Origin of the sequence: Streptomyces sp. NBC_00236, assembly GCF_036195045.1 — a bacterium.
GTDB lineage: Bacteria > Actinomycetota > Actinomycetes > Streptomycetales > Streptomycetaceae > Streptomyces.
On the sequence record NZ_CP108100.1, the window covers coordinates 1,271,006 to 1,290,344 of the forward strand.

Annotated in this window: 18 protein-coding genes and 1 pseudogene; 5 read left to right on the forward strand and 14 right to left on the reverse strand. The window is 72.7% G+C overall.

All coding sequences use genetic code 11. The features are described 5' to 3' along the window. Positions 1-37: 37 nt before the first annotated feature. The gene (locus OG446_RS05570) at positions 38-244 is read left to right on the forward strand and encodes a DUF1918 domain-containing protein (protein WP_328892973.1); all 207 of its coding nucleotides are present in this window, start codon (positions 38-40) and stop codon (positions 242-244) included. Between the two features lie 10 nt (positions 245-254). On the opposite strand, the gene OG446_RS05575 is transcribed toward OG446_RS05570, so the two are convergent. Next, on the reverse strand, positions 255-1,532 hold the full coding sequence (locus OG446_RS05575; RefSeq protein ID WP_328892974.1) for a glycoside hydrolase family 10 protein: 1,278 nt from the start codon (positions 1,530-1,532) through the stop codon (positions 255-257). A gap of 262 nt (positions 1,533-1,794) precedes the next feature. Between OG446_RS05575 and OG446_RS05580 the strand changes: the two genes are divergently transcribed. Next, positions 1,795-2,655: a 3-hydroxybutyryl-CoA dehydrogenase gene (locus OG446_RS05580; RefSeq protein WP_219572983.1), complete on the forward strand. Its 861-nt coding sequence runs from the start codon at positions 1,795-1,797 to the stop codon at positions 2,653-2,655. 57 nt (positions 2,656-2,712) lie between these two features. On the opposite strand, the gene OG446_RS05585 is transcribed toward OG446_RS05580, so the two are convergent. The 9 genes from OG446_RS05585 to infC all read right to left on the reverse strand — a co-directional run bounded on the left by OG446_RS05585 (position 2,713) and on the right by infC (position 12,571). Then, positions 2,713-3,243 carry an NUDIX domain-containing protein gene (locus tag OG446_RS05585; protein ID WP_328892975.1) on the reverse strand — a complete coding sequence of 177 codons (531 nt, stop codon included), beginning with the start codon at positions 3,241-3,243 and terminating at the stop codon, positions 2,713-2,715. Positions 3,244-3,294: 51 nt separating this feature from the next. Continuing rightward, positions 3,295-4,635: a transcriptional regulator gene (locus tag OG446_RS05590; protein ID WP_328892976.1), complete on the reverse strand. Its 1,341-nt coding sequence runs from the start codon at positions 4,633-4,635 to the stop codon at positions 3,295-3,297. A 427-nt stretch (positions 4,636-5,062) separates the two neighbouring features. Beyond that, entirely contained in the window at positions 5,063-7,573 is a 2,511-nt protein-coding gene (pheT, locus tag OG446_RS05595) for a phenylalanine--tRNA ligase subunit beta (protein ID WP_328892977.1), read from the reverse strand. Then, positions 7,573-8,700, reverse strand: coding sequence for a phenylalanine--tRNA ligase subunit alpha (pheS, locus tag OG446_RS05600; RefSeq protein ID WP_145762505.1), 1,128 nt, complete (start codon positions 8,698-8,700; stop codon positions 7,573-7,575). The genes pheT and pheS overlap by 1 nt, the downstream gene beginning before the upstream one ends. A gap of 126 nt (positions 8,701-8,826) precedes the next feature. Next, positions 8,827-9,978: a sensor histidine kinase gene (locus OG446_RS05605; RefSeq protein WP_328892978.1), complete on the reverse strand. Its 1,152-nt coding sequence runs from the start codon at positions 9,976-9,978 to the stop codon at positions 8,827-8,829. A gap of 123 nt (positions 9,979-10,101) precedes the next feature. Beyond that, positions 10,102-10,944 (reverse strand): TrmH family RNA methyltransferase, encoded by an 843-nt coding sequence (locus OG446_RS05610; RefSeq protein ID WP_328892979.1) that lies wholly within the window; start codon positions 10,942-10,944, stop codon positions 10,102-10,104. Between the two features lie 110 nt (positions 10,945-11,054). Then, positions 11,055-11,438: a 50S ribosomal protein L20 gene (gene rplT, locus OG446_RS05615; RefSeq protein WP_003970214.1), complete on the reverse strand. Its 384-nt coding sequence runs from the start codon at positions 11,436-11,438 to the stop codon at positions 11,055-11,057. A 107-nt stretch (positions 11,439-11,545) separates the two neighbouring features. Continuing rightward, on the reverse strand, positions 11,546-11,740 hold the full coding sequence (gene rpmI / locus OG446_RS05620) for a 50S ribosomal protein L35 (protein ID WP_003970213.1): 195 nt from the start codon (positions 11,738-11,740) through the stop codon (positions 11,546-11,548). 120 nt (positions 11,741-11,860) lie between these two features. Beyond that, positions 11,861-12,571, reverse strand: a complete 711-nt coding sequence (gene infC, locus OG446_RS05625; RefSeq protein ID WP_328892980.1) for a translation initiation factor IF-3 — start codon at positions 12,569-12,571, stop codon at positions 11,861-11,863. A gap of 341 nt (positions 12,572-12,912) precedes the next feature. Between infC and OG446_RS05630 the strand changes: the two genes are divergently transcribed. Continuing rightward, a complete protein-coding gene (locus OG446_RS05630; protein WP_219572976.1) occupies positions 12,913-13,275 on the forward strand; it encodes a DUF1844 domain-containing protein in 363 nt (120 codons plus the stop codon). Between the two features lie 124 nt (positions 13,276-13,399). Here OG446_RS05630 and OG446_RS05635 read toward each other — a convergent pair. Beyond that, positions 13,400-13,633, reverse strand: a pseudogene (locus OG446_RS05635) (aquaporin); the annotation flags it as partial. A gap of 92 nt (positions 13,634-13,725) precedes the next feature. Beyond that, the gene (locus tag OG446_RS05640) at positions 13,726-14,454 is read right to left on the reverse strand and encodes an SseB family protein (protein WP_328892981.1); all 729 of its coding nucleotides are present in this window, start codon (positions 14,452-14,454) and stop codon (positions 13,726-13,728) included. Between the two features lie 86 nt (positions 14,455-14,540). On the opposite strand from OG446_RS05640, the gene OG446_RS05645 reads away from it, so the two are divergent. Then, a complete protein-coding gene (locus OG446_RS05645; RefSeq protein ID WP_328892982.1) occupies positions 14,541-15,467 on the forward strand; it encodes a serine hydrolase in 927 nt (308 codons plus the stop codon). A 7-nt stretch (positions 15,468-15,474) separates the two neighbouring features. On the opposite strand, the gene mycP is transcribed toward OG446_RS05645, so the two are convergent. Then, a complete protein-coding gene (gene mycP / locus OG446_RS05650) occupies positions 15,475-16,668 on the reverse strand; it encodes a type VII secretion-associated serine protease mycosin (RefSeq protein WP_328892983.1) in 1,194 nt (397 codons plus the stop codon). Then, entirely contained in the window at positions 16,665-17,429 is a 765-nt protein-coding gene (locus tag OG446_RS05655) for a hypothetical protein (RefSeq protein WP_328898201.1), read from the reverse strand. Before OG446_RS05655 ends, mycP begins: the two co-directional genes overlap by 4 nt. 696 nt (positions 17,430-18,125) lie before the next feature. Here OG446_RS05655 and OG446_RS05660 point away from each other — a divergent pair. After that, a complete protein-coding gene (locus OG446_RS05660; protein WP_328892984.1) occupies positions 18,126-19,328 on the forward strand; it encodes an amino acid deaminase/aldolase in 1,203 nt (400 codons plus the stop codon). Positions 19,329-19,339: the final 11 nt, after the last annotated feature.

A 19,339-nucleotide genomic window follows, 5' to 3' on the forward strand; every position in this document is an offset into this window, starting at 1 on the left:
TCGACATGGAACGCCACCCGTGAGGAGGTCACTCCCGATGGAGGCACACACGGGCGACCGGCTGCTGACGCACGGCAGGACCGTGGGGCAGCACGACCGGGTCGCAGAGATCGTCGAAGTGCTCGGGGACGGGGGCACCCCCCCGTACCGCGTCCGCTTCGAGGACGGACACGAACACCTGATCGCACCCGGCCCCGACAGCGTCGTCCAGCACACCACCGGCCGGGACCCGGGACCCCGGTGACAGCCGCCGGTCAGCGGGGCGGGCGCGCCCGCGACCGGTAGTGGTCGGCCACCACCCGGTCCATGGCACCGATCCGGTCCGTGACCACGCTCTTCCCCGAGAAGTAGGCGTGGCCGCGGACCTGGTCGTATCCGGCGGCGAAGTCGATGTGCCGGGACAGCTCCACCGGGTCCTGCCAGGCGGCGGGCTGGGCGGGGTCGCCGGATTTGTAGAGGGCCTCGCCGATGAACAGGTCGACGCCCGTGCCCCGGACCACGTCGTCCCACCAGGGCACCAGCGCCGCATAGTCGGCGGGTGCGAAGCCGATGTGCCAGTACAACTGCGGGCAGATGTGATCGATCCAGCCCTTCTTGACCCAGCCACGAGTGTCCGCGTACAGATCGTCGTACGTCTGCACACCGGCTTCGGTCCGTGAGCCGAGCGGGTCGGTGGCGGCGTTGCGCCACACGCCGAACGGGCTGATACCGAACCGGACGCCCGGCTTGAGCGCCTTGATCCGCTCGGACATCTCCCGCACCAGTTTGTCGGTGTTGGAGCGACGCCAGGCGGCCCGGTCGGGGAAGCCCGCTCCGTACTTCGCGTACGCGGCGCCGTCGGCGAAGGTCTGGCCGGCCACCGGGTACGGATAGAAGTAGTCGTCCCAGTGGACGGCGTCGATGTCGTAGCGGCGCACCGCGTCGAGCATCGCGTCCTGGACGAACGTGCGGACCTCGGGCAGTCCCGGGTTGTAGTACAGCTTCCCGCCGTACGGCAGGACCCACTCGGGGTGCAGCCGCGCCGGATGGCCGGCCGACAGCCGGGAGGGGTCGGTGTGGTTGGCGACCCGGTACGGGTTGAACCAGGCGTGCAGCTCCAGGCCGCGGTCGTGGGCCTCCTGGACGGCCGTGCCCAGCGGGTCCCAGCCGGGGTCCTTGCCCTGGACGCCGGTGAGGTACTGGGCCCACGGTTCGTACGGTGAGGGCCACAACGCGTCGGCGCTGGGACGGACCTGGAGGATCACCGCGTTCAGGCGCCGGGCGACGGCCTCGTCGAGGTACGCGATCAGCCCGGCCCGCTGCTCGGCAGCCGGCAGACCCGGCTTCGACGGCCAGTCGATGTTCTGGACGGTGGCGACCCACATGCCCCGCAGTTCGCGCCGCAGCACATCGCGGGGTCCCCCCGGCCGCCCCGGACCGCCACCACCCCGCGGGGCCGCGGCGGCGTCACCCGCCACGGCCGCCGAGGCCATCACCCCCGCGACCGTCCCGGCCGCACCCGTCACGAACTTCCGTCGGTCCATTTGCCGCATTTCGCCGTACCTGCCGTTTCCGTGCGTGTCCGCAGCCCCGGAATTCCGGGCGTTAGACCGAGCATGCCCGCCCCGGCCCACGATCCCCGGTAGGGCCGACCGGCAAATGGGGGGCGGCGTCGCGTGCCCGGCCCCGCGACGCCGCCCCCCATTTGCCGGTCGCCCTGAGGCGCGGAGTAACGTCGTGGGGTCGTGGTGGAGCCCGGAATCAGACGGAAGCCGCCGAACGGAGAACAGTGAAAGGCACGAGGTGACGGACTCTATGGCCGACATTGCACGCGTCGGAGTGGTGGGCTGTGGCCAGATGGGCGCAGGCATCGCGGAGGTGTGCGCCCGCAGCGGCCTCGACGTCAAGGTGGCCGAGACCACCGGCGAGGCGCTGGAGATCGGCCGCACCCGGCTCCACAACTCGCTCTCGAAGGCCGCCGAACGCGGCAAGATCACCGAGGAGGAGCGCGACGAGACCCTCGGCCGCCTCAGCTTCACCACCGACCTCGGCGAGTTCGCCGACCGCGACCTCGTCATCGAGGCCGTCGTGGAGAACGAGCAGGTCAAGACCGAGATCTTCCAGGTGCTGGACCAGGTGGTGACCCGGCAGGACGCGATCCTGGCCTCCAACACCTCCTCGATCCCGCTGGTGAAGCTGGCCGTCGCGACGTCCCGGCCCGACCAGGTCATCGGCATCCACTTCTTCAACCCGGCCCCGGTGCAGAAGCTCGTCGAGCTGATCCCCGCGCTGACCACCTCGGACGAGACGGTCAAGCGTGCCGAGGCGATGGTGCAGGACATACTCGGCAAGCACCCGATCCGCGCCCAGGACCGTTCCGGCTTCGTCGTCAACGCGCTGCTGATCCCGTACCTGCTCTCCGCGATCCGGATGTTCGAGTCGGGTATCGCCAGCCGCGAGGACATCGACAACGGCATGGAGATGGGCTGCGCCCACCCGATGGGCCCGCTCAAGCTCGCCGACCTGATCGGTCTCGACACGGTGGCCTCGGTCGCGGACTCGATGTACGCCGAGTACAAGGAGCCGCTGTACGCCGCTCCCCCGCTGCTCCAGCGGATGGTGGACGCGGGCCGGCTGGGCCGCAAGACGGGGTCGGGGTTCTACCCGTACGCCTGATCCGCTCACCCGCAGGTGCGAGGGGCCCGCGGCTCCTCGCACCTGGGCGGGCCGGTTTCAGCCCAGTCGTAAGTGGTGCAGCATCATCAGCCCGGCGGCCATCCCGGCGGCCGGGACCTCACCGCGGGCGATCATGTCGGGGACCAGCTTCAGCGGTATCCATTCACGGCGCGAGGACTCGAAGCCGTCGACCGGGTCACCGGTCCAGTCGGCCTCCTCGCCCCAGTAGAAGTGGTGCCGGGCATCGGTGAGGCCGTTCGACGGCTCCACGGTCAGCAACGGCCGCAGCGGGCCGGGACGCCAGCCGGTCTCCTCCTCCATCTCCCGGGCGGCCGCGGCCGCCGGCTGCTCCCCGTCCTCGACCACTCCCGCGGCGATCTCCCAGCCCCAGCTGTCCGTGATGAACCGGTGCCGCCACAGCAGCAGGACCTCGTTCGCCTCGTTGACCACGGTGGCCGCCGCGACGGCACGGAGCCGGATCACGAAGTGGTCGAGGTGGTGGCCGTCCGGGAGGACGACATCCGCCAGATTGACCTGGAACCAGCGGTTCTCGTACACAGTTTGTTCGTTCAGGTTCGTCCACTGCACGGTTCTGCCACCTTCTGGCTAGTAGGTGGCCATATCGCAGCAGACCTGGGCTCACAGCGGTACGCGCAGAGCCCCGTCGACGAGATCCGCGGCCCGCGCCGCCTCCGCGCTGCCGCTGGCGACCAGGTGTTCGCGCACGGTCCGCAGCCGGTCGCGCAGACGCTGCGACTCCATCCCCCGGGCGCGGTCCGCCATCTCCGCCGCCCAGGCCGCTGCCCGGTCGGCCTCGCCCTGCCGCAGCTCGATCGTGGTCAGCATCGCCAGCCGGTGCACCCGGCCCCGGTCGTGCGCGGGGGTCCGCACCGCCGCCGCCGCGTGCTCCCTGGCGGCCGGCAGATCCCCGAGACGGAGCAGCGCCTCCGCCACCTGGACGTTGACCAGACCGGGCTGGACGTACCCCGTCTCGTCCGGCTCCTGACCGGGCCGGATCCGTTCCGCCTCGGACTCGGCCCGCCGGATGCACCGCAGGGCGCTCGGTACGTCGCCGAGATGGGCGTACGCCTTGGCCTGCATCGCATGGAGGTCGGCCGCGAGCGCGGGGGTGATGTCGCGGCCCGCGGCCCGCAGCGCCGCTTCGGCGAAGGCGACGGACTGCCGGAAGTCGGCGAGGAAGAGCGACTGGTTCACCAGCAGGGCGATCACATAGCCCCCGAGGCCCCGGTCCCCGCTCGCCTTGGCCAGCCGCAGCGCCTGGTGGAAGTAGCGCTGGGCGAGGCCGTGCGCGTCGGAGTCGTACGCGCAGATACCGGCCACGGCCACCAGACCGCCCGTGGCGCGGTGCAGTTGACGCCCCATCGCGTCGCTGTAGCCGCCGCGCAGCAGCGGGGCCGTCTCCGCGTTGAGGAAGCCGACGATGCGCGAACGCGTCGCGATTCCGCCCGCTCGGCGATACATCAGTTCGTAGTGGGCGCGGGCGGCCCGCAGAGTTGCTATGTCGGCCGGGCCGACGCGTTGCGGTCCGGTACGGGACACGTCGGTGTCCTCCGGCGGGTTCTCCCACTCCCAGACGGGCATCACCGCGGTGGTGCCCGTCACGGCCGGGGCGGCGACGACATGGGGGCGCTGCTGTTCGTCGGAGCGCCACAGAGCGGTGGCCCGCTCCACGAATCCGGTGAGCGAGGAGCTCGGCACGGTCGGGTGGGCGCCGAGGGCCGCCATGCCGATGTCGTGGAGCGAGAGCGCCCTGCGCAGCCGGTTCCCCAGCACCTCACAGATCAGGTCGGGCACCTGGCCGCGCGGCCGCTGGCCCTTCAGCCAGCGGGCGACGGCGGTGTGTTCGTACCGCAGGCACAGCCCCCGGGCACGGCCGGCCTGGTTCACATGCGCGGCGAGCCCGGCCCGGGAGACGCCCGCCTCGTCGATCAGAGCCTCCAGCAGCGTGTTGGGCTCCATTGCCCCCATTGCCCCCTCCGACGGTTCGACACGTCACGACGTGTCGCCCCAGTGGAGCACGATTCACACGGGGTGTGAACGGAATGCCCGAACCGTCCCGCTGCGCACCCTGCCGCACCGGTCCGCGAATCGCTTGAATGAGTCCCTCGCAAGAGGCGGCCGGGTCGTCTGCTCCCCCTCGTACAGCACGACGACCCGCTCCCGCGCCGTCCGCTCTGCCGACCTGCCCGACACTCCGTGGCAGAACGGACGGCGCCGGATCGCACGACCCACTGCCCACGGATCGGAGGGTTGTTGCGGGGCCGGCCGGGACCGGGTTCCCCGGGCCGGGCCGGAGCCCGCGTGCGGTCCACCGCCCCTGCGCGAGCACACAGGAGGGGCGTATCCGGTGGCCGGATACGCCCCTCCTCAGTGTGCGGATGCGCCGTTACGCGCCGCGCAGCACCGCGCCCGTACGCTCGGCGGCCAGAGCCACCGCCGCGTCACGGGCGGCGCTCGCCTCGTCGACGGTCAGCGTGCGGTCCGTGGCACGGAACCGCAGCGCGTACGCCAGGGACTTGCGGCCCTCGCCGATCTGCTCGCCGGTGAACACGTCGAACAGGCGCAGCGACTCCAGGAGTTCGCCCGCCCCTTCGCGCAGCGCCCGCTCCACGTCGGCGGCGGGCACGTCCTGGCCCACGACCAGGGCGACGTCCTGGGTCGCCACCGGGAAGGTGGAGATCCGCGGCGCCCGGAGAGCGCCGTCGACGGCCTGCTCCAGGACGTCGAGCTCGACCTCCATGGCGCAGGTCCGCTCGGGCAGGTGGAGCTCCTTGATGACGCGCGGGTGCAGCTCGCCGGCGTGCCCGAAGAGGGTCTCCTCGCCGTTGACCGTCACATACAGCGCGGCGCAGCGGCCGGGGTGCCAGGGCGCGTGCTGGTCGGCGCGGACCGTGAGGTCGACACCGGCCTCACGGGCGATGGTCCGGGCGGCCTCGACGGAGTCCGCCCAGTCGGCCGGGCGGCCCTTGCCCCACCAGCCGGCCTGCTCGCGGGCGCCCGCGAGGACGACGGCGGCGCGGCGCGGCTGACGCGGCAGCGCGGCGTCGAGCGTGGCGATCTCCTCGTCGGAGGGACGCCGGTCGACGGGCAGCCGGACGGGCTTCGTCTCCTGGCCGGTCGGCCGGAAGACGAGACCGGTCTCGAAGAGCGCGAGGTCGTGGCTGCCGCGGCCGTCGTTGCGCCGCAGTGCGCCGAGGAGGCCCGGCAGCAGCGTGGTGCGCAGCGAGGGCTCCTCGTCGGAGAGCGGGTTGACGAGCTTGACCGTGCGGCGGCGGGCGTCGTCCGCCTCCAGGCCCAGCTGGTCCAGGACCGCCTCGCCGGTGAACGGGTAGTTCAGCGCCTCGACGTAGCCCGCGCCCGCGAGGGCCCGGCCGACGCGGCGGTGCAGCCGCTGGCGGTCGGTGAGCCCGCGGCCCGACGGCGGGGTCGGGAGCGTGGACGGGAGGTTCTCGTAACCCTCCAGCCGGATGACCTCTTCGGCGAGGTCGTTCGGCTCGTTGAGGTCGGGCCGCCAGGACGGGGCCGTGACGAGGAGCTCGTCCTGCCCGTAGACGTCACAGCCGACCTCCTGGAGGCGGCGTACGACGGTCTCGCGGCCGTAGGCGACGCCGGCCACCTTGTCCGGGTGGTCGGCCGCCATCGTGATGGTGCGGGGGCCGGACGGGGCGCTCACCTCGGTGACGCCCGCCTCGGCGGTGCCGCCGGCGAGCAGCACCAGCAGGTCGACGGTGCGCTGCGCGGCAGCGGCGGCGGCCTGCGGGTCGACGCCGCGCTCGAAGCGCTTGGACGCCTCGGAGGCCAGCTTGTGGCGGCGCGCGGTCCGGGCGATCGAGATCGCGTCGAAGTGCGCGGCCTCGATGACGACCTCGGTGGTGTGCGCGTCCTCGGAGGCGTCGGCGATCTCCGTGTTGGCACCGCCCATGACGCCCGCGAGGCCGATCGGCCCGCGGTTGTCGGTGATGACGAGGTCCGCGGCGTCCAGGACACGGACGGTGCCGTCGAGCGTGGTGAGCTTCTCGCCCTGCTCGGCGCGGCGCACCCCGATCGGACCGTCGATCCGGGTCCGGTCGTAGGCGTGCAGCGGCTGGCCCAGTTCGAGCATCACGTAGTTGGTGACGTCGACGGCGAGCGAGATCGGCCGCATCCCGGCCTTCTGGAGCCGGCGCTGCATCCAGATCGGGGACCGGGCCTCGGGCTGCAGGCCGACGACGGTGCGCGCGGTGAAGCGGTCGCAGCCGATCGGGTCGGAGATCTTGACCGGGTGGCCGTACGCGTTGGGCGCGGGCACGTCCAGGAGCGCGGGGTCGCGCAGCGGCAGGCCGTAGGCGATGGCGGTCTCGCGGGCGACGCCGCGCATCGACAGGCAGTAGCCGCGGTCGGGCGTGACGGCGATGTCGAGGACCTCGTCGACGAGCTCGAGCAGCTCGATCGCGTCGGTGCCGACCTCGTGCTCCGGCGGCAGCACGATGATGCCGTGCGTACCGTCGTCGCCCATGCCGAGTTCGTCGGTGGAGCAGATCATGCCGTGCGAGGTCTTGCCGTACGTCTTGCGTGCGGCGATCGCGAAGTCGCCGGGCAGTACGGCGCCGGGCAGGACCACGACGACCTTGTCGCCGACGGCGAAGTTACGGGCGCCGCAGACGATCTCCTGCGGCTCGCCGGTGCCGTTGGCGGAGCCGACGTCGACCGTGCAGAAGCGGATGGGCTTCTTGAAGCCCTCCAGCTCCTCGATGGTCAGCACCTTGCCGACGACCAGCGGGCCCTTGAGGCCGGCGCCGATCTGCTCGACGGTCTCGACCTCCAGGCCGACGGCGACGAGCTTGGCCTGTACGTCACGGCCGGTCTCGGTGGGCGGCAGGTCGACGTACTCCCGCAGCCAGGAAAGCGGGACGCGCATCAGATCTCCATCCCGAAGGGCCGGGTGAACCGGACGTCGCCTTCGACCATGTCTCGCATGTCTTCTACGTTGTGGCGGAACATCAGCATCCGCTCGATGCCGAACCCGAAGGCGAATCCGCTGTACTTCTGGGGGTCGACACCGCAGGCGATGAGCACCTTGGGGTTGACCATGCCGCAGCCGCCGAGCTCGATCCAGCCCTCACTGCCGCAGGTGCGGCAGGGGCGGTCCGGGTTGCCGACGGACTCGCCGCGGCAGACGTAGCAGACCATGTCCATCTCGGCGGACGGCTCGGTGAACGGGAAGAAGTTCGGCCGCAGCCGGGTCTTCATGTCCGGGCCGAAGAGCGCCTGGACCATGTGGTCGAGGGTGCCCTTCAGATCGGCCATGGTGAGGCCCTCGTCGACGGCGAGCAGCTCGATCTGGTGGAAGACCGGGGTGTGCGTGGCGTCGAGCTCGTCGGTCCGGTAGACGCGGCCGGGGCAGACGACGTAGACGGGGGGCTCGCGGTCGAGCAGGGTGCGGGCCTGGACCGGCGAGGTGTGCGTGCGCAGCACGACACCGGACTCGTCGTTCTTCGCGCCGTCGGCGCCCTCGACGAAGAAGGTGTCCTGCATCTGCCGGGCCGGGTGGTCGGGCACGAAGTTCAGGGCGTCGAAGTTGAACCACTCGGCCTCGGCCTCGGGGCCCTCGGCGACCTCGTAGCCCATGGCCACGAAGACGTCGGCGACGCGCTCCATGATCGTCGTCAGCGGGTGGCGTGCGCCGGCCGGGGTGCGGTCGTAGGGCAGCGTGACATCCACCGCCTCCTCGACCAGGACCCGGGCGTCCCGCTCGGCCTCCAGCTCCGTCTGGCGGGCGGCGAGCGCCCTGCCCACGGCGGCGCGGGCCTGGCCCACGCGCTTGCCGGCCTCGGCCTTGGCCTGCGGCGGCAGCGCGCCGATCTCGCGGTTGGCGAGTGACAGGGGCGAGGTTCCACCGGTGTGCGCGGTCTTCGCCTGGGCGAGCGCGTCGAGGTCGCCCGCGGCGGCGAAGGCGGCGAACGCCTCGTCCCGGATGCGCTCGATCTCTTCCGGTTTCAGTGCCTCGACCTCGACTGGGTCGTACGACTTGTTCGGTGCCGACATCTCTTCCCGTACTTCCGATTGGCTGGTGGCGCGGCCCCGCTCGACGACTGGAGGACGCAAAGGTGCCAAAGGTCGAGTCTAAGGGCCACAGGATGTGTGGGCCGCCCGTGGTCCGCTCAGGCCTCGCTACTTCATGTAGGCCGGCGTGCTCACGGGCAGGATAAATCGGAACTCGGCGCCGCCCCCGGGGCCGCGGCCGACCGTGATGGTGCCGCCGTGCGCCTCGACGATGCCCTTGACGATGTAGAGGCCCAGGCCGGTGCCGCCGCGCTTGCTCCCCCGCCAGAAACGGGTGAAGACACGGGCCATCGACTCCTCGGGGATGCCGGGGCCTTCGTCGCTCACGGTGACCGCCGTTCCCTTCTCGTCGCTCTTGGCCGGTGCGGGTGCCACTTCGATGGTGACGGTTCCCTCGCCGTGGCGCACCGCGTTTTCCAGCAGGTTGCCGAGGACCTGGTCGACCTTGTCCGGGTCCGCCCACACGACGGGCAGCGGCTGGCAGGTACGGACGAGGAACCGGCCGGGGTCCTGGCCGGCGGCGGTGAGCGCCTGGACGTGGCGTTCCACGGCGGCGGAGAGGTCCACGGGCTGGCGGCGCAGCTCCAGGCGTCCCGAGTCGATGCGGGAGATGTCCAGGAGCTCGGTGATCAGGCGGGTGACCCGGTTGGCGTCGGCGTAGACGGTCTCCAGCATCAGGCGCTTCTGGTCGTCGGTGAACCGCTCCCACTTGGCCAGCAGCGTGGCGGTGAAGCCCTTCACGGACGTCAGGGGCGAGCGCAGTTCATGGGCGACGGTCGCGATGAGTTCGGCGTCGCTGCGTTCGTTGCGGCGGCGGGCCTCGGTGCCGCGCAGGCTGACCACCAGCCGCCGTACGGGGCCGGTCGGGCTCTCGCGTACGTAGCGGGCGGAGACGAGGACCTCACGGCCGCCGGGCAGCAGCAGGTTGCGTTCGGGCTGACCGACGCGGGTGGCGAGGCCGCCGTAGGGGTCGGTCAGCTCCCACCAGCGGCGGCCTTTGAGGTCCTCCAGCGGCAGCGCGTGTTCCAGCGGGCGGCCGAGTGCGGCGGCTCTGGGCACGGCGGTGATCCGCGCGGCGGCGGCGTTGAAGCAGATGACCCGGCCGGTCTCGTCCGCGACGACGAGTCCGTCGGGCAGGTCGTCCGGATCCAGGGCCCGGCCACCGGATCCGATGCCCGCGACGGTCTCCCCGTCCGGCTCCTCGGCAGGGCGCACGACGGCCTCCGCGCGCGCCCTCGGCCCGCTCATGCCGACAGCCATATTCCCGTACCCCACCTCTCGAACCGGTGCAGTGGGCCCCCGAGTTCGTCACCCTACTAGTCGCCGGTGACGGAGCGACACCCTGCGGGGGCCCGTGGCCCGGTGGCGGGGGCGCGGGACGGTTCAGACGGCGCCGGGGCGGACGCGCTGGGCGCGTGCGGAGGCGTACAGGCAGACGGCGGCGGCGGTGGCGAGGTTGAGGCTCTCCGCCTTGCCGTGGATCGGTACGCGTACGACGGCGTCGGCCAGCGCCCGGGTCTCCTCGGGCAGCCCCCAGGCCTCGTTGCCGAAGACCCAGGCGGTGGGCCCGCCCATGGTGCCGGCGTCGAGCTCGTCGTCGAGGTCGTCCTCGCCCGCGCCGTCGGCGGCGAGGATCCGTACCCCGGCGTCCCGCAGCCCTTGCACGGCCTGCTCGACGGGCACGCCCACGGCGACCGGCAGATGGAAGAGCGAGCCGACGGACGCGCGCACCGACTTGGGGTTGTACAGGTCCACGGAGGCGTCGGTGAGGACGACCGCGTCGGCGCCCGCGGCGTCGGCGCAGCGCAGCACCGTACCGGCGTTCCCGGGGTCGCGGACGTTCGCCAGGACGGCGACCAGCTTCGGCCGGGCGGCGATGACGGCCTCGAAGGGCGTGTCCAGGAAGCGGCAGACGCCGATCAGGCCCTGCGGGGTGACGGTCTGGGACACGTCGGCCAGGACCTCGCTGTCGGCGAGGTGCACCCGGGCGCCCGCCGCGTGGGCGGCCACGACGATGGCTTCGTACCGCTCGGCGGCCTCGACGGTGACGAACAGCTCGATGAGGGTCGGCTCGCCGTCGCTGCCGCGGTGGTCCGCGGCCTCACGTACGGCCTGCGGCCCCTCGGCGATGAACCTGCGCTCCTTGCCGCGGAAGTTGCGCCTGGCCAGCCGCCGGGCGGCGGCGACCCGTGGCGATCGCGGGGAGATCAGTTCGGGGGTGCCCATGTCGGCGGCAAGCCTCTCTGGTGACGAAGGTGCGGGGTCTGCAACGCACCGGACCCGCAGACGGCGTGCGCCTGCGGGTCCGGGTCGAAAGCCAGGAAGTACAGCCTGGATCAGGCGGCCTTCGGGGCGTTGACGTCGCTCGGGAGGGCCTTCTGGGCAACCTCGACGAGAGCGGCGAACGCGTTGGCGTCGTTGACCGCGAGCTCGGCCAGGATCTTGCGGTCCACCTCGATGTTGGCGGCCTTCAGACCCTGGATGAGGCGGTTGTACGTCATGCCGTTCTGGCGGGCAGCGGCGTTGATGCGCTGGATCCACAGCTGACGGAAGTCGCCCTTGCGCTTCTTGCGGTCGTTGTAGTTGTAGACCAGGGAGTGGGTGACCTGCTCCTTGGCCTTGCGGTACAGGCGCGAGCGCTGACCGCGGTAACCGCTGGCGGCCTCGAGAATTGCCCGGCGCTTCTTGTGGGCGTTGACTGCCCGCTTGACGCGTGCCACTTGTTAACTCCTTGTAGCGGGGCCGTGGTCGTACTCACACGGCCCGGAAACGAATTGGTCCCGGTCGGATCGAGGGCGCGTCCCCGGTGTCACCGGGGACGACGGCCTCACTTGCCGAGAAGCTTCTTGATCTTCTTGGCGTCGGCCGGAGCCACGACGACCGTGCCGGTCAGCGAGCGGGTCTTCTTGGACGACTTGTGCTCGAGAAGGTGGCGCTTGCCGGCCCTCTCGCGGAGCACCTTGCCGGAGCCGGTGATCTTGAAGCGCTTGCTGGCACCGCTGTGCGTCTTGTTCTTCGGCATCGCGCCGTTCTCTCCTCGTCAGTGGCGCCCCTCTCGGTGCGGGCACCGGACTGCAGGGGCGTCAGATCTTGGTGGGATTCCGGGGGGACCCGGGGGCGCCTGGATGGCAGCCCCCGAAGGTCACGCCTCGGAAGGTGTCTCGGCCGGAGCCTCGGAGGTCGCCTCGGCGGGAGCCTCGGCAGCCTCGTCCGCAGCCTCGGCGTCGGGGGTGTGTCCCTGACGCTCCGCCTTGCGGGCGGCCTGGGCCTCGCGGGCCTCGGCCATGGCTTCGGTCTTCTTCTTGTGCGGGCCCAGAACCATGATCATGTTCCGGCCGTCCTGCTTCGGGTTGGACTCGATGAAGCCGAGTTCCTCCACGTCCGAAGCGAGACGCTGAAGCAGTCGGAAACCCAGCTCGGGGCGGGACTGCTCACGACCACGGAACATGATCGTGATCTTGACCTTGTCGCCCTGCTTGAGGAACCGGACGACGTGACCCTTCTTGGTGTCATAGTCGTGCGGGTCGATCTTCGGCCGGAGCTTCATCTCCTTGATGACCGTGTGCGCCTGGTTCTTGCGCGCCTCACGGGCCTTCATGGCCGACTCGTACTTGAACTTCCCGTAGTCCATGAGCTTGCACACGGGCGGACGGGCGGTAGCCGCCACCTCGACCAGGTCGAGGTCGTACTCCTGTGCGAGTTCCAGGGCCTTGGCAAGCGGAACAATCCCGACCTGCTCGCCGCTGGGACCGACAAGTCGCACCTCGGGTACGCGAATCCGGTCGTTGATGCGGGGCTCGGCGCTGATGGATCCTCCTCGGTAGCACCACGCGGCCGCCTGGCGGACAGCCACGTAACGTCTGTTTCGACAGACCAACCGTGCAGGACCATGAAAAAAGCCCCACCGGGACACAGGCGGGGCTCCAGAACAACCGGAACACCGCCGCGGTCAACCGCGGGGCGCATCGGGCGGCTCCATCGTCCGTACGGAACGATGGGCGCCACCTGACCGGATGACCCGCCGTCCTGGGGACGGTCAGGTGGGAGATCGGAGCCTCCACTTGTGGGCCGGGCACATAGATGCCCAGCCGGTCGTTACACAAGGTTAGCAGCTCCCCCGGGCGTGCGCTAACCAGTGGTGGTACGGCACTCCCGCGGACGGAACGGGTCTGCCGTGGGCCTATCGTATGGCGCATGAGTGACGCGACCCCCACCAGTGATTCCCCCGGCTTCGACGAGATGGCCCGCGACATCGCGGAGGTGCCGGCGGTCGAGGTGATCGTGACGGTCGCGGTCAATCTGATGAGCGCCGCCGCCGTGAAGCTCGGACTGACCGAGGACGGCGACGAGCACAAGGACCTCGACGAGGCCCGCAAGCTGGTCCACGCGCTGGCCGGTCTGCTGGACGCCAGCACGACGGAGATCAGCTCCTTCCACGCGGCACCGCTGCGGGACGGCCTGAAGTCCCTGCAGCTCGCGTTCCGCGAGGCCTCGCTCGTACCGGACGAGCCCGGCCACGGCCCCGGCGAGAAGTACACCGGCCCGGTCTTCGGCTGATCCTGCTCCGCTCCGCCTCTTCCACACCGTGAGCCCCCTGCCCGACCCGGCAGGGGGCTCACGGCGTCCGCGACAGGATCAGATGCGGACGCGCTGCGGCTGCCGGCCCGGGACGGGGCGGGTCCGCCGTCCGCACGTCGATCCGCCGGGCGGTCAGCATCCCCGGCGTCACCACCGAAGTGAGAGGGCAGCCGGATATCGGACCCAGCGCGCAGGCGAGGGCGAGCAGCACGAATCCGAAGGACAGGGCGATGCCGGCCGTCCCTGGGTACTCGGCGCCGAGCACCGCTGATCCGACTCCGAAGAACACCAGCGGCAGCGTGCCGAGAAACTCCGGCACAGCCGTCCGCGTCTGCATACGACTACCGTGCGACGATCGGGAGAATCGTCAGATTTCCCCGCAGATCTCCGGCGTGTGGCCGCTTTGCGCGCGTTGGGCCGTTCGGGTGATCAGCGCGTGAACAGGGCCTCACCGGGCGTGTGCGTGTCGGCCGGGAGCAGCGCGAGGTCCAGGCCACGGACCAGCCGGGCACGCAGCACCTCGTTCGCCGCCAGCGACCGCGCGACCCGCCCGGCCGCCTCCGCGGGATCGGCGTCCGCCGCCAGCACCAGGGCGAGGGTGCCGTCGGCGCGGCCCGGTCCCAGATGGGCCCGGAGCACGGCGGGCTCGGCGGCGACGGCGTCCCGCACCGCCGCCGTGACGGCGGGGTCGTCGAGCGGGTCGGCGCTGGTACGGCCCTCGGCGAGGGCGCGCAGGGCGGAGCCGGCCAGCTCGAAGGCCACCGGCCCGGCGAGGTCGAGCACCACCGTGTCGGCCTTCTCGTGCGCGGCCGCCTGGAGTGCCTGGTGCAGGGGTACGGCGACGGGGCGGGCCTGCGGGTCCCAGCGGGCCAGTGAGGCGGTGGAGGTGAAGGCGGGCAGGGCGCGGCGGTCACCGGCCTGGAGGGTGGGGACCGCCATGTCGCTGGTCTTCTCCCGGCGCAGCCCCTTCTCGTCCTCCTCCACCTCGCCGAGGACGGCCACCACGGGAACGAGGAGGCGGGCCCCCTTGAGTGCTTCGAGCACCGGGCCCACGGCCTTGCGGTCCTCGGCCCAGGCGGCGAGCGCCGCGGTGAGGGCGGGGTCGGCCGTGCCGTCGTCGTCGGAGTATCCGGAGTCCGGAATGTTCTTCTGCGCCACAGGGCGAGCGTAGTGCCTGGGCATTCTCATCCCGCCGACAGGTCGGACTCAGCCGTCTCTCAGCCGCGGTTCCTGGCGTCGGGGTCATGCCCCGACACAGAAGCCGCAGATCCGCGCTGTCCGCGACCGTGGCGGCCGCGGCCGCGCTGGCCTGTCCGGCCGTCGCAGGCGCGTATCCGGCCGGCCGGCCGCCGGATCACGCGCCCGCCGCCGCGGCTTCCGTATCGTCCGTCCCATCGGCCGCGACCGCTCCGGTCGCGGCGGAGAGCGAGGAGCCGGTGGTGGAACTCGACGCGGAACTGGCCGCGGCCGTCGTGCCGCTGCTGGCCGGTTCGGGCACGGCGACCGTCTCGGTGGCCGTCCTGGACGATGCCGGCGGAACGCGGGCGGTGTACGGGGGCGAGGACGCGACGTACGACACCGCCAGCATCGTCAAGGTCGACATTCTCGCGGCGCTGCTGCTCCGGGCCCAGGACGAGGACCGTGTGCTGACGGCGGGCGAACGCGCTCACGCGGTCGCGATGATCGAGCGGAGCGACAACGAGGCCGCCACCGCGCTGCTGGCGGCCGTGGGCGGGGCGTCCGCCCTGGACGCGGCCAACGAGCGGCTCGGTCTCACCGCGACGACGGCCGCGCAGGCCTGGGGGCTGACCCGGACCACCGCGGCCGACCAGCTGACGCTGCTGGAGGCGGTGTTCGGCACCGGCACGGACACGGAGCTGACTCAGGCGTCCCGGACGTATCTGCGCGGCCTGATGGCACAGGTCGAGGCCGACCAGCAGTGGGGGGTGTCGGCGGCGGGCAGTACCTGGGCGCTCAAGAACGGCTGGATGCCGCGCACCGCCACCGGGCTGTGGAACATCAACAGCATCGGGCAGGTGGCGTCGGACGGGCGGACCTGTCTGGTGGCGGTGCTGTCCGCCGGCCAGCCGACCAAGGAGGCGGGCGTCGCGCTCGTGGAGGCGGTGGCGAAGGCGGCCGTGGAGGTCGTACGGGGCGGCTCCGCCGGGTGAGGCGCGGTCAGCGGCGGAGGGCGGAGCGGCCGCCCCGGCCACGCCACAGGACGACGGCCAGGGCCAGCAGGACCGCGCCGAGGCCGCCGGCCGCCGGGGCGAACCAGCCGGCGGGGCCGTCGTCCGCGCGGGGCGGGGTGGGGCCGGAGCCGAAGTACTGCTTGCGGTAACCGCCCGCGGCGGAGTCGGTACGCAGCCCGGCGGGGCTCAGGGAGCCGCCCGCCTCGATGGCCGCGGCCGGGTCGACGATGCCGTAGCCCCGGGCGTCGTCGCGGCCGGCGGACGGGGAGTCGCGGGCGGTGTCCGTGAGGAGCTTCTTGATCTGGGCGGGCGTCAGGCCCGGGTGCGCGGCCCGCACCAGCGCGACCGCGCCGGAGACGAACGCCGAGGCCGCGGAGGTGCCCCACTCCACGTAGTACTTGCGGTCGGGTGCGGGGACGACGATGTCGACCCCGGGCGCGCTCACGGTGGCGTACCAGCGGCGGGTGGAGAACGAGGCGTGGGTGCCGTACCTGTCGACCGCGGCGACCGCGATCACGCCCGGGTAGGCGGCCGGGTACGAGATGTGGTCGCCCTTCTCGCCCCCGTTGCCGGACGAGGCGACGACGACCGCGCCCTTCTTCAGCGCGTACTGGATGGCGGCGTCCTCGCCGGGTTCGGGGTGCGCGGACTCGCTGTCGTCGCCGAGGGAGAGGTTGATGACGTCGGCGCCGTGGTCGGCGGCCCAGCGGATGCCGTCGGCGAGGGCGGTGCCGCGGGTCTTGCGGGCCTTGGCACGGGCCGGGTCGCTCGCTTCGAGGATGACCCGGACGGGGAGGATCCGCGCCTCGGGCGCGATGCCGATGACCCCCTCGCCGTCTCCGCTGCCGTGGCCCCGGCCTGCGATGATCCCGGCCATCGCGGTGCCGTGCCTGGCCCATGAGCGGTCGCCGCGTCCGGCGCCGAACCCGATCATGTCCTTGCCGGGGAGCACCTGGCCCGTCAGGTCGGGCAGGCTGCCGTCGACCCCGGTGTCGACGACGGCGACGGTGACGCCCTTGCCGCGGGTGGTCTGCCAGGCCCGGTCCGTGTGGAGGGCGTCCAGGCCCCACTGCTGGGCCCGGATGGTGTCCGCCCCGGCCGGGGCGGCGGGCAGGAGCGCGAACGCGGTGGCGGCGCAGACCGCGCCGAGGAGTCTGCGGGGGCGGACGCGGCGGGTCATTCGGGCTTCTCCGTGAGATCGGCGACGGTCCTGCGCAGTCCCCGCTCGACGCGGTCGGCCACACCCTTGGCCTCGTGCCCGAGTCCGGCCTGGGCGGCCGCCGTGGTCGCGTTCACCGCCATGGCCTTCCCGGCCGGCTGCGGGTCGGCGACCTTGCGTCCGTCGGCGAACCCGGAGACGGCGAACACCACGACGGGAACCTCGGTCAGTACGTGCACGGTCCAGCTGGCACGCTGCCGGTCGCCGAATCCGGCGGCGGGGCTGTTCCTCACCGCGTAGGCGCGCGGCATCAGGTCGGTGCGGGCGTCGAGGTGCTCCCCGGCGTACCGGGAACCGAGCGCGCGCATCGCGTCGGTGTCGCCCTCGGTGAAGACCATTCCGACCGTGGTGACGCTGCTGCTCGTCGCGTCGCTGTACGTGGCGCGGAGCAGCCGGGCGCAGCCGACCGGCCGGAGGGTCTTGAGCAGCAGCGGGTCGAGTGCGCCCGTGCAGCCGCTGTCCGGGGCCACGGCGATCCTGGTCCAGACCCGGTCGGCGCCGCCGGGGCCCGCGCCGTCGCCGTTGAGCGTCCGGGGGAAGAGCGTGTCGACCGGGATGCTGTGCCAGGCCTCGCGGCCCACGGTGTAGGCGCTGTGGGCGGCGGGATCGGCCGAGGAGTCGCTGATGAGCCAACTGCCGGTGGCGGCCCCGCCGATCAGCCCGAGTCCGAGCACGACGCAGACCGCGGCCGCCGCCGTCCTGAAGGGGTGCCGGGTGCGCACGGGCCGGAGCCGGGTGGTGGTCTCGGCGGGTGTCTCGGCCGGCGGGTGGGTGTGCGGGGGCCGGTACGGGTACGGGGCCGCTGCCCCGGGCCGGGCCGGCGGGCCGCCGAGTTCCACGGCGCCCACGGGCCGCCGCCGGGTCGCCGCGGGAGGTGCGGCGGGCGGGCGCGGTGGGAACGCCGGGGTGGTGGAGGGCGCGGGCGCCAGGTCGGGCCGTGCCGGGGGGACGGGGCGCAGGCGGGCGGTCGTCTCCACGGGGGGCGGCGCGGCCGGGGGTTCCGTGGTGGCCGGGGGTTCGGTGATGGCCGGGGGCCGTGGCGGGACGGGCGGGACCGGGGCCGGGGGTCCGGCCGGGGCCGGGGCGCTCGTCGCGGGCGCGGGTGCGCGGTCGTCCCCGGGCGGGGTGTCGGGGCGGGCGGGGGTGTCCGCGGCGGGGCCGGCGGGCTCCGGAGGGGACGGCGGCGGGGTGGTCGGGCGTGGCGGGACGGGAGCGCGCTGCGCCTCGGTACTCATCCGCCCCCCTGGTCCGTTCCGTACCGCACGCGGATCGGCTGCACCGGCAGGCCTGTTGCTCGCCGCGTGTCCGTCACTCTACGGGCTGCGGAGGCCGTGGTGGGAGCAGGCCGCCGGGCCGGCGAGCGATCTGCGCAGAACGTCCCCCTACCCAGCGGTACAGCCGTCTGGCAAGCTGCGGCCATGACTGCCCGCGCCGCTGACCGGACCCGTTACAACCGGGCCACCGCCCATCTCGACGCCCCGATCGCCGTCGTCGATCTGGAGGCGTTCGACGCCAATGCCGACGATCTCGTCCGGCGTGCGGCGGGGAAGCCGATCCGGGTGGCGAGCAAGTCGGTGCGCTGCCGGGCGCTGCTGGAGCGGGTGCTGGCGCGGCCCGGGTTCGCCGGGATCATGTCGTTCACCCTCGCCGAGTCCCTGTGGCTGGCGCGGGCCGGGTTCGAGGACGTCCTGCTCGCCTATCCCTCGGCCGACCGCTCGGCCTTCGCGGAGCTGGCCGCCGATCCGAAACTGGCCGCCGCCGTGACCGTGATGGTGGACGACCACTCCCAGTTGGAACTGATCGACGCGGCGCGGGCGGGGGGCACGGAGGAGATCCGGGTCTGTCTGGAGCTCGACACCTCACTGCGGATGCTCGGCGGCCGGGTCAGGATCGGGGCACTGCGTTCGCCCCTGCGCTCCCCGGCCCAGCTGGCGGAACTGGCCAGGTCGGTCGCCCGCCGGCCCGGTTTCCGGCTGGTGGGGCTGATGGCGTACGAGGGTCACATCGCCGGGGTCGGCGACTCGCTCGCGGGACGGCCGCTGCGCTCCCGGGCGATCCGGCTGATGCAGGCCACCGGCCGCCGGGAGCTGGCTGTCCGGCGGGCCGAGGTGGTGCGGGCGGTACGGGCCGTGGCACCGGACCTGGAGTTCGTGAACGGCGGTGGCACCGGGAGCGTGCAGCACACCGCGGCGGAGGCCGCGGTCACGGAGATCGCGGCCGGTTCCGGCCTCTACGTGCCGCGGCTGTTCGACAACTACACCTCGTTCACGGCGCGCCCGGCGGCCCTGTTCGCCCAGCCCGTGGTGCGCCGGCCCGGGGTGGGTGTGGTGACGGTGCTCGGTGGCGGTTATCCGGCGTCCGGGGCCGCGGGGGCGGACCGGCTGCCGGTCCCGTATCTGCCGGAGGGGCTGCGGTACGACCCGCAGGAGGGCCCCGGCGAGGTGCAGACCCCGCTGCTCGGCGCCGCGGCCGACGATCTGCTGATCGGCGACAAGGTGTGGTTCCGGCACGCGAAGGCCGGTGAGCTGTGCGAGCGGTTCGACGAGCTCCAGCTCATCGAGGGGGACCGCGTGACGGCGACCGTGCCGACGTACCGGGGCGAGGGCCGCACGTTCCTCTGAGCCGCCCGCCG